The organism is Hyalangium ruber (genome assembly GCF_034259325.1).
Taxonomy (GTDB): domain Bacteria; phylum Myxococcota; class Myxococcia; order Myxococcales; family Myxococcaceae; genus Hyalangium_A; species Hyalangium_A rubrum.
Genome location: NZ_JAXIVS010000014.1, coordinates 301,427 through 314,928, shown reverse-complemented (window position 1 = coordinate 314,928; position 13,502 = coordinate 301,427). Strand labels below are relative to the sequence as shown.

Genomic DNA, 13,502 nt, shown 5'->3' with positions numbered 1-13,502 from the left:
GCTAGCGCACCACCGGTATGTGGTCGAAGTCCATGTTCGCCACCGGCGCCGTCCGCTCGAACCTGTCCTCGCGCCGGTCGTACGTCCGGGCCTGGTGGATGAGCTCGCGCAGCTCGGTGACGTCCTCGCGGGTGCGCAGGCGCTCGGGCAGTTGCGACCACAGCCGAAGCAGGTCCTCGTACGTCACCGTGCGCGCCCAGTACGAGCCGCGCAGCTTCTCGGCGAACAGCCCCACCACCAGCGACAGCTGCGAGGGTCCGGAGGCCGCCTCCAGGCTCCCGCGGACGATGGCCGTGGGCAGCGCCTTCTCCACCAGCTGGGAGTCTCCCGCCTGCAGCCGCGTGGACGGATCCTTGTAGCGGATGCGCAGGGACGCGAAGGCGCTGGCCGACCGCGCCGCCGTGTCCCGGAACTTCACCTCGTAGAGCGCCGTCACCGTGTGCCCCGCGCCCATGTCCCCCGCGTCCACCTGGTCGTTGGCGAAGTCCTGCTTGTTCAGCAGCCGGTTCTCGAAGCCGATCAGCCGGTAGCGAGAGACCACCGACGGGTCGAACTCCAGCTGCACCTTCACGTCCCGGGCGATGAGCTGCAACGTGCCCGTGAGCTGATCCACGAAGAGGCGCTTCGCCTCCGGGACTCGGTCCACGTAGGCGTACTGCCCGTCTCCCACCTGCGCCAGCCGCTCCATCAGCACGTCGTTGTAGTTGCCCATGCCGAAGCCCACCGTGGTGAGCCGCACGCCCTTCTGTGCGTACTCCTTCACCGAGTCGAAGATGCCGTCCCCGTCCGTGACGCCGTTGTTCGCCACCCCGTCCGAGCAGAGGATGACGCGGCTCACCGTGCCCTTGCGCACCTGGGCCGCCGCGATGGCATAGGCCAGCTTCAACCCCGCCTGCACGTTGGTGGAGCCCTCCGGCCGCAGCGCCTGGATGGCCTCGTAGATGCGCGGACGGTTCGCGAGCCGCGTGGGCTCCAGCACCGTGCGCGCCTCGTTGCCGTAGACGACGATGGACAGCGTGTCCCGCCCGTCCAGCTGATCCACCAACAGCGTCAACGCGCGCTTCACCAGCCCCAGCCGGTGCTCCATCGCCATCGAGCCCGACACGTCGATGGTGAAGACCAGGTTCGCGGGCAAGCGCTCGGACTGACTCACCTCGCGCCCTTTGAGCCCCACGTGCAGCACGTGGTAGCCCCGGCGGTTGGGCGAGGGGAACGCCTCCACCTGCACCCCGAACGGGGCCTTGCCCGGGTCCGCGTAGTCGTAGCGGAAGGCATTGATGAACTCCTCCACCCGGATGGCCTCCTCCTCCGGCAGGTGGCCGCGTGACAGGTACGCCCGCGCCAACGTGTACGAGGCCGTGTCCACGTCGATGGAGAAGGTGGAGACACTCTCCTCCTCCGTGTCGATGGTCGGGTTCACCCCGTAGTGCTTGAAGTACATGTCCGCGTACGGCTTGCCGTTCACCACCGCCAGGCCCGAGTAGTCCGTGGACTCCTCGACCTCCGTGACGGAGCGCGGGCTGCTGTACCCGGTGGTGACCACGAGCTCCTCGGTGCCGCTCTGCTCGGTGTTGGCGGGCGCGCGGGGCTCGTGCATGGGCGCCTTCATGGCGCAGCCGGCTCCCACCGTGAGTCCCAGAGCCACCGTGAGCGTGGCCAGCGCGAGCCTCTGCATCGTCGTGTTCCTCTTCATGGCTTTCCGCTCGCGCTCACGGACCCACCGTGGACACCGTCACGGGCACCGGCACCGCGGAGGGCACGGGCGGAGACGATACCACCGCCCCCGTGGACTTCTTCCCCTGCTCCGGGCGCGCCACCACCAGCCGGCGGATCTTCGTGACGACCTGGTCCGCCAGCTTCTGCGTCGCCCCCTCGAGCATCTGCCGCTTCATCCACTGCGCCTTCAGCCCGTTGTGCCAGATGTTCACCTGCTCCTCGCTGTGAACCCGCTCGTTCACCGTGAAGAGCAATGTGCCCGTCTTCACGTCGAACAGTGTCGCCTCCAGCACCCCCGCGCTCTCGATGGTGTTGCCCGGCAGGAACAGCGCTCCCACCACCGTGAGGTAGCCCCACGCCGCCTTGTTCATGTACGAGGCGTCCACGAAGCGGTGCCGGTAGATGAGCAGGTAGTCGCAGCGGTAGCGCGCCGCCAGCTCCCGCAGGCCGGAGATGCCTCGGTCCACCGGGAAGTCCGTGGACACCTCGCTGGCCAGCTCGAACTCGCCCGAGGCATCCATCGCATCCGCCAGCGCCGCGGTGACCGCCGGCAGCGGGACTTCCATGTCCAGCGCGTAGGAGCCCTGCACGGGGACGATGCCCACGCGCGCCTTCTCCTCGAGGAACACGGGCGCGGCGAGCACCTCTCGGAGCGAGTCCTCGGCGATGCTGCCAGCGCGGTCTCCCCGGAAGTGGTTCTCGGTGAGGACGGGGGGCGGGGCGGGCGCGCCCATGGCCTCGGTGGCGAACGCCATCGGCGGCAGCTCGGCCTTCATGGTCCCGTGGGTCGCCGCGCAGCCCGTGCCGGTCAGCAGGGCGAGCAGCGCCATATAAAGGAGGGGGCTCGATGGCTTCGGGGACGGACGGGGTGTCTGAGGATGACGGGAAGTGTGCGACATGGTTCCTCCGGGCTTCGGGCCGGTGACGGGCCGGGACGCTCGGAAAGGTCGCACTCACGGCCCGGAGAAGCCTCCAGGCCACTTCATTTGTTCCTCATGGTTTGCTCATGCGGGCCGCGACTACCCGGGCTGAAGCGGGCGCAACAACCCGGCCGCGTCGAGCAGCTCTTGAACACGTACTGCCAGGGCGACGTGCTCCGGGTTCGAGGCGGTAAAGCGCTCCGGGGTGAGGAGGATGAGGGTGCCCTTGTCCTCCACGGGTTCGACGCGCACCGAGGCCGGCAGCGGAGGCACGGGGCCACGCTGGCGTGAGAAGTACATCACCCAGCCCACGAAGACGTCTGGCACTTCCCCATGGTTCGCCAGCATGTCCCGGTGTTGCTCGGAGGTGGCAACGCACCACTCCGGCTCCCAGGCCAGCGCCATGGCGCGCACCACCTCGCTCAGCACGGCGGAGGTCAGCACCCGGTGCGCCAGGGGCCCTTCCGAGGGTGGCTTGAACACACAGACTGGAGGGGGCACGAAGCTGGCGGAGCCGCAGAACCCATCGACGCTCGTGGTCTCCTCGGGACTGTCACCCGTCCACAGCCAGAAGCTGAACCCATCCCCCATGCGGTTCTGCTTCCGCTCGAAGAGCGCCTTGAAGCTCGCGGTGTCAGGGGTGAACGGTCGCTCGCGGGCTTCCGCGAAGGAACTCCCCGTCTCGTACCAGTGCCGCCACGTCGGCTCGATGCGACCGAGACGTTCAAAGAGGGCTTCCGCGCGCCGGGCGCATGCCTCGGCGGATTCGTGGCGAGCCAACCAGTAAGCACCCGCGTAGTAGGTCTCGATCATTCAGCCGCTTCGCTTACGGAGTGGGGGGAACATGAACGACCTGGATGCGAAGCTTTCTACCCTGGAACAGCTTGCTCAGCGCCGCCGCGAACTTCTCCTCGGCAACGAGCCATCGGATGGGAGTTCCCTGCGCGACGACGAGCTGACGTCGAGCCTGCCCGAGAATGGCCTCAACACCCGTGAAGAACTTCTCCGGGTCGAGCTTGTTGTCGAAGAACTGCGCGTAGTTCGGTCCCTTCGCCTCCAGCAGGACTCCGTCATGGAAGCCGTCGAAGTCCGCTTCCTCTCCACCTCTCCTGACCCGGTAGGCATAGCCGCGAGGCGCTCCTGTCACTTGGGCCTGATAGCCGCGGGCACTCTCGGACATGCCCTCATTCACCTGGACCCACTCTCCCGGACCGCCGGAGGCGGGGCCACCCGGCCCCGAATTCCCTCCCGAGCCCATTGCGGACATGGCCATTGCGGTAGGGGCCAGGGAGATGACGAGGTTGCCTTCCACCACCGCCACCGCGCTCACCTGCCCTACTGCTTCCAGCCTCAGGTTCACTTGTGAGGCCCCCAGCACCGCCGCCTCTGAGAAGCTCGGCAGCAGCGGTAACCTCGAGGCCAGCCAGGAAGCGCTTCCGGCCGTGCCCCGGCTCACCAGCACCGTCACCGCGAGGATGAAGACACGTGAGCTCTGTACCCCGATGACACGGCCAAAGCGTTGGGCGGCGGCCTCCAGCTCCTCGAAGGTGGTGGCCTGGGCCGTGGCCCGCTTCAGCTCGAAGCTCGCCTTCACCATGTCCAGGAAGGCGTCTACTCCCAGGTACATCAGCATCACCGCTGACACCACCGCCGCAGCCTTGGTGAATACCGGCTCGGGGTTGGCCGCCAGGACGACCCAGGTCACCATGCTGGTGGCGATGGCGGCGTAGAAGAACCTCGGTGTGAGCGTGTCCCGCACCGCTTCCTCGATGCTCTCTCGCATGGGAGCAAATGACAGGCCCAGTGCCACTACCAGCTTGTCCGTATCACTCAGGCCCATCACATCGTCGAGCAGCGACAGGCAGTCCTTTTTCGGCTGGCCTGCCTCGCATAAGCCTTCGACGCTCTTGCGCAGCAGGTGCTGCCATGGCGCGTCCTCCTCGTGGAGCGAGGAGGTGGAGGCTCTCACCAACCCACCTGCCCGAGCGGGGCGGAGGGTCAGAGGCACCTCCACCACCAGCCGCGCCAGCGCATCCTCGAAGTCGCCCTTGTCTACCTTGATGGACTTGTTCCTGGTGGGCGGCTCGTACTTCAGCGGCTCCCCATGTCCCGTGTCGAGGCGCACCCCCCGTGCGCCTCCGCACGCGCAAGACAGGGCCAGCAGAAGGACCGCAATGGCCAGACGAGCGCTCACAGGCCCCTCCCTCGAGAAGGGCTACAGCCTACGAGAACGGCACTCCAAGCACGATGATAGGGTCACCGCCGCTGCCTCGAGCCATACCCCGGAGCGAACCATGAAGGCCGTTGCCCTGAAGCGCTACCTGCCCATCGCCGATCCCGAGTCCCTGCTCGATGTGGAGCTGCCCGACCCTCAGCCCCAGGGGCATGACCTGCTCGTGCGCGTCCACGCCGTCTCCGTCAACCCCGTGGACACCAAGGTCCGCTCCCCCAAGGACAAGACCGAGTCCTCCCCCCGCGTGCTCGGCTGGGACGCCGCTGGCGTGGTGGAGGCCGCAGGCCCCGACGTCACCCTCTTCCGCAAAGGCGACGCCGTCTTCTACGCGGGCAGCATCACCCGCCCCGGCAGCAACAGTGAGCTGCACCTCATCGACGAGCGCATCGTCGGGCCCAAGCCCCGCTCGCTCGACTTCGCCCAGGCCGCCGCCATCCCCCTCACCGCCCTCACCGCCCATGAGGCCCTCTTCGAGCGCATGGCCATCGACCTGGGCGGCCGCCACGCGGGCCGCTCCCTGCTCGTCATCAACGGCGCCGGCGGCGTCGGCTCCATCGCCATCCAGCTCGCCAAGCTCGCCGGGCTGCGCGTCATCGCCACCGCCTCCCGCCCCGAGTCCCAGGACTGGTGCCGCAAGATGGGCGCCGACCACGTCATCAACCACAAGGAGGACCTCGCCGCCCAGCTTCGCGCCGCCGGCACCCCCGAGGTCGACTACATCCTCAACACCGTCAACACCTCCGCCTACTGGACGGTGATGGGCGATGTCATCAAACCGCGCGGGCGCATCTCCTCCATCGTCGAGACCAAGGACCCGCTGGACCTCGGGCGGCTGATGCAGAAGAGCGTGAGCTTCTCCTGGGAGCTCATGTTCACCCGCCCCATGTTCGGCACCCCCGACATGGCCGAGCAGCACCAGATCCTCAAGCAGGTGTCCGAGTGGCTCGACGCCGGCCGCCTGCGCACCACGCTCACCGAGAAGCTCTCCCCCATCTCCGCCGCCACCCTGCGCGAGGCGCACGCGAAGCTCGAGTCCGGGAAGATGGTGGGCAAGCTCGCCCTCGAAGGCTGGCGCTGAAGAAAGCGCCTACCGCCCCTTCAAGCGCGAGCCACCGCGGGCGGAGGCGCGGCCGTCTCACTGCCCGGAGGCTGCGAGGCCTCGGCCAGCGACTCGATGCGCAGCAGCAGCTCCTCGATGTGGCCCCGCTCCACCCGCGCCGCCGAGGGGTTGCTCAGGTGAGCGAAGCGCAGCAGCGTGAGCTGCGCCGAGAGGTCCTCCACCAAGCCGATGCTGTTCTCCAGCTCGGCCACCGCGCTCTCGTACAGCCGCGCCAGCCGCTCCTTCACGCTCGCCGGCGCCGCCGCCAGCGCCACCTCCATCTCCTTCAGGCGCCGCTCCTGCGCCCGCAGCCGGGAGATGAAGCGCTCCAGCACCTGGTGCTCGCGCGCGGGCTCCGCCGCCCACGCGCTCTCCACCGCCGCCTGCTTCCAGCACTCCTCGAGCCGCGCCGCTACCTCCTCCAGCCGCCGCGCCCGCTCCCCGCGCGCCTCCGTCACCGCGCTCCCGGGTGCCTCCCCCGGCGACAGGAGCACCGGCAGCATGAAGGGCCACAGCACCCCCGTGAGCAGCGCCTGTCCCACCCGTGCCCGCGGCGGGCCCCCCGTCCCGCGCGCGAGCACGAGCACCGCCACCAGCACGCCCAGCACGCCATACGCCTGAAGAATCCACAGCGCCGTCATGACCGCCTCCTCAGCCCAGCGCGTTGAAGGCCCAGAAACCCAGGGCCAGGGTGAACGCCAACATCATCCAGGAGACGCGCGCGAGGATGCCCACGCGGAACGCGTCCTCCGGGCTCAGCTTCGCCGCCTCGCCCAGCGCCGAGCGCGTCACCGTCTCCGCCATCACGCTCAGCAGCCGGTGGATGCGCGCCCCCGCCGCCGCGCCCGAGAGCAGGAACGCCGAGACGAGCATCAGCGGCCCGCTCCACTCCCCATCCAGCCGCCACACCAGGTACAGCGCGGGCGCCATCCCCGCCAGCAGCAGCGAGCCCGCCGCCGTGGCCGCCAGCAGCGCCGCCACCAGCCGCGCCAGCGGCACCCGCGCCGCCACCAGGATGCCCGTGGCGTAGATGGGGCCCAGCGAGGCCGCCAGCGACATCAACACGTTGAGCGAGGTGAGCACCGCCGCGCCCCACCACGCCTCCTTGCCCCGCGCCGCGCTCGCCGTGGCGGCGAAGAAGCTCGTGCTCAGGGTGATGATGGCCACCGAGCCCAGCACCAACCCCTGGAGCCGTGACGGCTCCAACAGCCGCTCGGTGACCGCGGACGGCTCACGCAGCAGATCCGCCAGCAGCGAGCGCTCTCCGCTGGGGGCCTCCACCTGCGGCAGCGGGGCGCGCTCCTCCGCCGACCAGGGCATGAACGGCGAGAGCGGCTCGCTCTTCGCGACGGTCCCTCGCTCGGACTTCGGGTTCTCGTGATGGGATTCGATAGAGGACAGGGACTCGGGGATGGGGCTCAAGGCCCCGATGGACGGTGAGGACAGGGCATGCATGGGAATCACCAGACGTGGAAGTGGACCTTGATCGCCGCCGCGTTGATGCGCAGGAAGAACACGGCCACGAGGAAGAAGACGAAGGCGCGCGACAGCCAGTACGCGGCCCGCGAGCCATCGAGCGAAGTCATCACCCGCGAGGCGAGGACGCCCACGGTGGCCAGGGCGATGCCCGGCACGAAGAGCAGGGGCAGGGGCAGCGTGGAGCGCGTCTCGATGGCGACCACCGCGAGGAAGGCCATGAGCGGCAGGAGGCAGGCGGCCACCACGCCAGCGGCGAACAACCCCAGGGCGGTGGCGGCCAGGAACGCGCGCGCGGGGATGCGCAGCCGCAGGTAGATGGCGAAGACGGTGGTGCCCGGCACCACGACGAGCAGCGCCTCGAACACGGCGCGCAGCGCGTCCAGCCGAGGCACCAGCTTGAAGCCGGACAGCGAGATGCAACCGGCCGCCGCGGAGGCCGCCGCCACCAGGAAGATGCCCAGCAGCGCCGGGGCCAGGGTGGCCGACAGCGGGCGCTGGGACAACTCCAGCGCCGCGCGCGCGGGACGGTCCAGCGACCACAACAGTGAGTCCAGCCGGTGCGGTCGGTTTCCCGCCGCGACCAGGGATGTAGCGCCCATGAGGGTCTCCTTCGATGGCGCTTCAGCGCGCCGCTCGGGGAGGGAGCAAGCATCGTGCCCCGCGCTCTTCCCTCTCTCGGGCCGAGGAGCAGGGGCCCAGCGCGTGTCGTGCGCGACAGAGGTATGTAACGCGTTACACAGGTATCCCTGGCGGGGGAGCGGACAAGAGGGCACGGGGACACTTCGACCTACGTCCACTCATCCCCAGCACGCCGGGTGAACATGTTCCCCTCGTGTCCGACCCTGCCTCTGACCCCGAGAACGCGCGACGCGAACGGCTGTGGCATACCCTGGAGCAGCTCCTCGCCCTGCCAGCGGCGGAGCTGCGCCCCACGTTGGACCGTGCGGCCCAACTCATCGGCGACATCCTCCGTGCCGACAAGGTGGACGTCTTCGTCCTGGAGCCACAGACGCAGACGCTCGTGGCCCTGGGCGTCAGCGACACCCCTATGGGCCGGCAGCAGAAGCGGCTGGGCCTGGACCGGCTGCAGCTGGCCAACCGCGGCCGCGTCGTCGAGGTCTTCGAGACCGGCAAGCCCTGGCACACCGGCCACCAGGACGAGGACCCCGAGGAGCTGCCGGGCATCAAGTTCGGGCTGGGAATCCGGTCCGCCATCGCGGCCGCGATCGAACTGGGCGGGGTGCGGCGCGGGGTGCTGGAGTGCTCCTCGGCGCAGCCCGACTTCTTCTCCCTGGATGACCTGCGCTTCGTGGAGACCGTTGCCCGGTGGCTCGGCATGGTGGCGCACCGGGCCGAGCTCGTGGAGCAGTTGACGCGGAGCGCCGCCGAGCAGGGCCGCCGCGCCGCCGCGGACGAGCTCATCACCGTCTTCGCCCATGACATGGGCAACCACCTGTTCTCGCTGCGCACGCGCATCGAACTCATCCACAAGCGGGCGGAGCGCGAGAACGCCACGAACTACCTGCGCGATGCCCTGGCGGCGAGCCGAGTCCTCGAAGCGCTCACGCGGCTGACGTCTGACCTGCTCGACGTGGGGCGACTGGACCAGGGGCTCTTCGCCTTGCGCTCCCAGCCGGTGGACCTGGTGCGGCTGGTAGAGGAGGTGGCCGCTGCCGCCACGAGCCCCAGAACCGAGGTCCAGCGCCGGGGGCCCGAGGAGCTGGTGGTGGTGGCCGACCCGGAGCGCCTGCGCCAGGCGCTCTCGAACCTCGTCGCCAACGCGCTGAAGCACTCCCCCGCGGGGCTGCCCGTGGTGGTGGAGGCCCTCCGGCAGGTCCGCGACGACGGCACCTGGGCCGTCCTCATCGTCTCCGACCAGGGCCCGGGCATCGCTCCGCACCTGCTGCCCCGGCTGTTCGAGCGCTTCTCGCGGGGCCCGGGCTCCTCGGGGCTGGGGCTCGGCTTGTACCTGGCGCGGCAGATCGCCATCGCCCACGGCGGCACGCTCGAGGTGCATTCGGCGCCGGGCAAGGGCGCGCGCTTCGAGCTCGCCTTCCCCGTGGACCGGGAGGCGCTGCCCGGCGTGGTGCGGTGAGCTCAGCCGATGTGCAGCTCCTCGCGGATGTCGTGCTCGTGGATCTTGTTGAAGAGGGTCTTGTAGCTCACCCCCAAGAGTCGGGCGGCCACCGTCTTCTGCCCTCGCGCCGCCTGGAGCGCGGCGACGACGGCGGCACGTTCCGCGCGGGCCACGGCCTCCCGCAGCGTCGCGACGGAGCCGGCTTCCTCCGGTGCGGGTGCCACCTCGGAGACCCGGGGCTCCTCTCGCGCAGCCATGGGAGGTGGGGCCTTCGTGGGGACCCGGAGCGACTCCCCATCGAAGCGACCGAGCACCACGGCGCGCTCGACGAAGTTCTCCAGCTCGCGCACGTTGCCGGGCCAGGGGTACGCCACCGCGCGCCGCAGCACCTCGGAGTCCGGGCGGGGCACGCGCAGGCCCTTGCGCGTCGCGTGCTTGTCCAGGAAGTGCTCGATGAGGCCGGGGATGTCCTCGGCGCGCTCTCGCAGCGCGGGCAGGTGGATGGGGATGACCGCCAGCCGGTAGAGCAGGTCCGCGCGGAACTGGCCTCCCGAGGCCATGGCGTCGAGGTCCCGGTGCGTGGCGGAGATGACACGCAGGTCCACCCGCACCGCCTCGCGTCCACCGATGCGGGTGAGCTCCCGCTCCTGGAGCACGCGCAGCAGGCGCGACTGGGCCTCCAGCGCCATGTCGCCGATCTCGTCCAGGAAGAGCGTGCCTCCGTCGGCTGCTTCGATGAGGCCCTTGCGCCGAGCATGAGCGCCCGTGAAGGCGCCGCGCTCGAAGCCGAACAGCTCGGACTCCAGCAGCGAGGCCGGCAGCGCCGCGCAGTTCACGGAGACGAAGGGCCCGTCCATGCGGGGCGAGGCGGCGTGGATGGCGCGGGCCACCAGCTCTTTGCCAGTGCCGGACTCGCCACGCACCAGCACGGTGGCGTCCGAGGCGGCCACCCGGGGCAACAGCGCCGCCACGTCCTTCAATCCGCCCTCGGTGCCGACGAGCTCGCCGCCGGGTGCCTTGCGCGCCTCGAGCTTCGGCGCCGCCAGCTCCAGCTCCTCCCAGCGCCGCCCGGCCTCCAGCGCCGCCGCCACCGCGGACACCAGCCGCTCGTTGCTGAACGGCTTCACGAGGAAATCCGCCGCCCCCGCGCGCAGCGCCTGCACCGCGCGCTCCACCGTGCCGAAGGCCGTCACCACGATGACCGGAGTGCGCGACCCCTGGGACCGGAGCTTGTCGAGCAGCACCAGCCCGTCCCCGTCCCCCAGCTTCACGTCCAGCACCAGCAGGTCCGGCGCGCGCTGGGACAGGTACGCCTCCGCCTGCGCCACCGACTCGAGCGGCACCACGTGCAGCCCTCGCGCGCTCAGCACGTCCAGGTAGAGCTCGCGCAGGTTGCGCTCGTCCTCGACGATGGCCACCTCGGTCCGGTGCGCCTCGCCTGCCTCGGCTGTCATCGCGTCTCCTCCCTGGCGGCACCGGAGTTCTGGGGCGCCGCGGGCAACACCACCCGAGCCACCGCGCCGACGCGGTCCTCGCGGGGCAGCAGGCTCAGCTTCCCTCCCGCCGCCTCGATGGCCGAGCGAGAGATGGCCAGCCCCAGCCCCGTGCCTCCCGACTTGGTCGTGTAGAAGGGACGGAAGAGCTGCTCGCGGTCCACCGCGCCGAGCCCCTGGCCCTCATCGCGCACCTCGATCGCCACGCTGTCCTCCTCGCGCTGGGCCACCACCTCGATGCGCCCGCCCGTGCCGCCGCGCATCGCCTCGCCGGCGTTCTTCAGCAGGTTGAGCAGCACGCCGCGCAGCTCGTCCTCGTCTCCCACCACCTTCAGCGTCGGGTCCAGCCTCGCGGAGATGTGCGGGATGTCCACTTCGCCCTCGGCCACGGCCACCGCCTCGAGCACCACGCGCGCCACGTCCAGCGGCCGCCCCTCCTGTCGGCCCTTCGGCGCACGCCCGAGGCTCAGCAGCTCGGCCACCTTGGCGTCGATGCGGTCGCTCTCCTCGCGGATGATGCGCACCGCCTTCTCGAAGCGAGCCCGCTGCTCGGGGGCCACGTGGGCCGGAGCATCCCCGAGCAGCTCCGCGTAGCCGCGCAGGGCAGCCAGGGGGTTCTTGATTTCATGGGCCACGGAGGCGGCCAGCTCGCCGGCGATGGCCAGACGCTCGGCGCGCTCCAGGCGGCTGCGCAGCGCGGCGGCCTCGGCGCGGGAGGCGGAGAGCATCCCGGTGAGCCGGGCCTGTTTGGGGAACAGGAGGAACTCGAGGCCCCGGCTGAGCGGATCTCCCAGCCCCACGAAGAGCAGCGAGGCCACGAGCGCCACGCCCACGGTGACGGTCATCTGGCCGAGGTCCACGGAGTAGCCCAGCGCCCGCAGCAACGCGACGACGAGGAAGGCCGCGCCGATGGCGAGCAGCGCATGGGTCACCGCCCGAGCCACGGGCAGGCGAACCTCGACGCGGTCGTGGAGGATGTAGCTGAGGGCCATCGACTCCGAGGCGAGGATGACGCACAGGAGGGCGACGGTGCCGACGGCTCCGCCGCGCGCCAGCTCGATGCCCTCGCGGAAGAGGCCCACGGTCAGCGCGGCGACGACCAGGGCGGTGAGGTGCCGGGAGAGCCGCCGGATGGCCGCGTTCTCAGTGCGGCAGAGTCGCAGGCGAGCCACGCCGATGAAGGCCACCGCGCCGAGGGCCAGGGCCTCGGGGAACACCGAGCCCAGCGCGGTGCGCCAGCTCGTGGCGACGACGCCGGAGAGGGCGGCGAGGACGAGGCTCCCGAGTCCGAGCAGGAAGAGCAGGACGCGGCGAGTGCGGGAGGGACCCAGGTCCAGCAGGGCATCACCGACGAACCCCGAGACGGACAGCAGCGCGGCCCAGGAGGCGAACACCAGGGAGGAGTCGCGGGTGTCCGGGTGTACGAGTAGCACGAACCAGGAGAGCGCGAAGAGGGCGACGCCGACGGGGGCGAGGGCGAAGAGGCGCTGGCGGGTGTCGCGCCAGCCGGAGGCGAGCACGTAGCCAGCCAGCAGCGCGTTGAACAGCGCGACCAGGAGCGCGACCACCGACGAGGCAATGAAGTACGCCGACATTCCAGGTCCTCGGCGGCGACGCGCCACGACCGACATCCGCACGCTACCGCTTCCGGACCGCGTTCCCCAAGACACCCGGGGTGAGTCCCAGTTCCGGCAGGGCGGGTGCTTCAGGCCCCTCGCTGCTCCAGCCAGAACCAGTTTCCACCGCTGCGAAGGGCTCGCTCCAGGAATGCGGAGAAGGAACCGGCGATCGGCTTGCAATACTCCGGATCCGGCCAGGCTTCGTGCCAGCCGTCGATGATGGGGTAGCGGTCGTGCTCCTGCTGGCCCACATCCACCAGGATGTAGTCTCCGTCCTGAAGGTCGCAGATCGTGTACATGGAGGCCGGACCGCGAGAGTCATCGTCCTTGCCACGGATGGCGACTCGCGCCCGACGGATCTCGGCCAGCGAAAGGAAGCGATAGTCCGCATCGGGACGCCGCCGGAACAGCGCCGCACCGTCGCAGTGCGAATAGAAGGCGCGAAGGTCAGGGTCCAGGCGCCAGCCGACACGGCGCTCGAAAGCGTCAATCTGCTCGGACGTCGCCGGTGGGTTGGGGAAATGGTGGCGTGAGAGCTCTTCGAGCAAGGCTTTCATGGCCGTGGACCTCAATCCGTATAGGGCAGATCAGGCCCCACCATGCTCCATCTGCCACCTCCCGCGTAGCACATGGGGTACTCGTCGGTGAAAACGGCATGAACGTCGGAGGGCGTAGGCAGCACGTTGCGCCCAGCCGTGGGGGCTCCACCCCGCTGGAGGTCATGGATGTGGTGTCCCGGCCAGTGCTCCTCTCCACTCTTTGGCCACTCTCCGAACTCCTCGCTCCACTTCCGCCGGAAGGCGTCTCGCTCTCCCTTCCATTTCTGGCGTCGCGCAGCCGTATCCGCCACCTTCGGGTAGTCGCAG

12 protein-coding genes are annotated in these 13,502 nt (G+C 70.1%); 2 read left to right on the top strand and 10 right to left on the bottom strand.

Translation table 11 applies throughout. The annotated features are described in order from the left end of the window. Nucleotide 1: 1 nt before the first annotated feature. The 4 genes from SYV04_RS33915 to SYV04_RS33900 all read right to left on the bottom strand — a co-directional run bounded on the left by SYV04_RS33915 (nt 2) and on the right by SYV04_RS33900 (nt 4,830). Nucleotides 2-1,693: a vWA domain-containing protein gene (locus tag SYV04_RS33915; RefSeq protein WP_321550145.1), complete on the bottom strand. Its 1,692-nt coding sequence runs from the start codon at nt 1,691-1,693 to the stop codon at nt 2-4. Nucleotides 1,694-1,709: 16 nt separating this feature from the next. Next, complete coding sequence (locus tag SYV04_RS33910; protein ID WP_321550144.1) at nt 1,710-2,546, bottom strand: hypothetical protein; 837 nt, start codon at nt 2,544-2,546, stop codon at nt 1,710-1,712. 189 nt (nt 2,547-2,735) lie between these two features. Next, nucleotides 2,736-3,449 (bottom strand): immunity 52 family protein, encoded by a 714-nt coding sequence (locus tag SYV04_RS33905; RefSeq protein WP_321550143.1) that lies wholly within the window; start codon nt 3,447-3,449, stop codon nt 2,736-2,738. Between the two features lie 13 nt (nt 3,450-3,462). Beyond that, the gene (locus SYV04_RS33900) at nt 3,463-4,830 is read right to left on the bottom strand and encodes a restriction endonuclease fold toxin 5 domain-containing protein (protein WP_479691453.1); all 1,368 of its coding nucleotides are present in this window, start codon (nt 4,828-4,830) and stop codon (nt 3,463-3,465) included. A gap of 100 nt (nt 4,831-4,930) precedes the next feature. Here SYV04_RS33900 and SYV04_RS33895 point away from each other — a divergent pair, with 100 nt between their 5' ends. Beyond that, complete coding sequence (locus SYV04_RS33895; protein WP_321550141.1) at nt 4,931-5,947, top strand: zinc-binding alcohol dehydrogenase family protein; 1,017 nt, start codon at nt 4,931-4,933, stop codon at nt 5,945-5,947. Between the two features lie 20 nt (nt 5,948-5,967). Here SYV04_RS33895 and SYV04_RS33890 read toward each other — a convergent pair whose 3' ends face one another. Genes SYV04_RS33890 through SYV04_RS33880 form a run of 3 tightly spaced genes read right to left on the bottom strand, consistent with a single transcriptional unit; the run spans nt 5,968 to nt 8,046 of the window. Next, entirely contained in the window at nt 5,968-6,609 is a 642-nt protein-coding gene (locus SYV04_RS33890; protein WP_321550140.1) for a hypothetical protein, read from the bottom strand. A gap of 10 nt (nt 6,610-6,619) precedes the next feature. Beyond that, nucleotides 6,620-7,423 carry a hypothetical protein gene (locus tag SYV04_RS33885; RefSeq protein ID WP_321550139.1) on the bottom strand — a complete coding sequence of 268 codons (804 nt, stop codon included), beginning with the start codon at nt 7,421-7,423 and terminating at the stop codon, nt 6,620-6,622. Between the two features lie 5 nt (nt 7,424-7,428). Continuing rightward, the gene (locus tag SYV04_RS33880) at nt 7,429-8,046 is read right to left on the bottom strand and encodes a hypothetical protein (RefSeq protein ID WP_321550138.1); all 618 of its coding nucleotides are present in this window, start codon (nt 8,044-8,046) and stop codon (nt 7,429-7,431) included. 233 nt (nt 8,047-8,279) lie between these two features. Between SYV04_RS33880 and SYV04_RS33875 the strand changes: the two genes are divergently transcribed. Next, on the top strand, nt 8,280-9,542 hold the full coding sequence (locus SYV04_RS33875; protein WP_321550137.1) for a GAF domain-containing sensor histidine kinase: 1,263 nt from the start codon (nt 8,280-8,282) through the stop codon (nt 9,540-9,542). A 2-nt stretch (nt 9,543-9,544) separates the two neighbouring features. Here the strand turns inward: SYV04_RS33875 and SYV04_RS33870 are convergent, their stop codons facing one another. From SYV04_RS33870 to SYV04_RS33860, 3 genes are all read right to left on the bottom strand, one after another. Beyond that, entirely contained in the window at nt 9,545-10,978 is a 1,434-nt protein-coding gene (locus SYV04_RS33870; protein ID WP_321550136.1) for a sigma-54-dependent transcriptional regulator, read from the bottom strand. Then, a complete protein-coding gene (locus SYV04_RS33865; RefSeq protein WP_321550135.1) occupies nt 10,975-12,612 on the bottom strand; it encodes a sensor histidine kinase in 1,638 nt (545 codons plus the stop codon). Before SYV04_RS33865 ends, SYV04_RS33870 begins: the two co-directional genes overlap by 4 nt. A gap of 110 nt (nt 12,613-12,722) precedes the next feature. After that, nucleotides 12,723-13,193, bottom strand: a complete 471-nt coding sequence (locus SYV04_RS33860) for an SMI1/KNR4 family protein (RefSeq protein ID WP_321550134.1) — start codon at nt 13,191-13,193, stop codon at nt 12,723-12,725. Nucleotides 13,194-13,502 lie beyond the last annotated feature (309 nt).

Coding starts and splice junctions, on each gene's coding strand:
- SYV04_RS33915 (WP_321550145.1), bottom strand. CDS start 1,693: ATGAAGAGGAACACGACGATGCAGAGGCTCGCGCTGGCCACGCTCACG.
- SYV04_RS33910 (WP_321550144.1), bottom strand. CDS start 2,546: ATGGCGCTGCTCGCCCTGCTGACCGGCACGGGCTGCGCGGCGACCCAC.
- SYV04_RS33905 (WP_321550143.1), bottom strand. CDS start 3,449: ATGATCGAGACCTACTACGCGGGTGCTTACTGGTTGGCTCGCCACGAA.
- SYV04_RS33895 (WP_321550141.1), top strand. CDS start 4,931: ATGAAGGCCGTTGCCCTGAAGCGCTACCTGCCCATCGCCGATCCCGAG.
- SYV04_RS33890 (WP_321550140.1), bottom strand. CDS start 6,609: ATGACGGCGCTGTGGATTCTTCAGGCGTATGGCGTGCTGGGCGTGCTG.
- SYV04_RS33885 (WP_321550139.1), bottom strand. CDS start 7,423: ATGCATGCCCTGTCCTCACCGTCCATCGGGGCCTTGAGCCCCATCCCC.
- SYV04_RS33880 (WP_321550138.1), bottom strand. CDS start 8,046: ATGGGCGCTACATCCCTGGTCGCGGCGGGAAACCGACCGCACCGGCTG.
- SYV04_RS33870 (WP_321550136.1), bottom strand. CDS start 10,978: ATGACAGCCGAGGCAGGCGAGGCGCACCGGACCGAGGTGGCCATCGTC.
- SYV04_RS33865 (WP_321550135.1), bottom strand. CDS start 12,612: ATGTCGGCGTACTTCATTGCCTCGTCGGTGGTCGCGCTCCTGGTCGCG.
- SYV04_RS33860 (WP_321550134.1), bottom strand. CDS start 13,193: ATGAAAGCCTTGCTCGAAGAGCTCTCACGCCACCATTTCCCCAACCCA.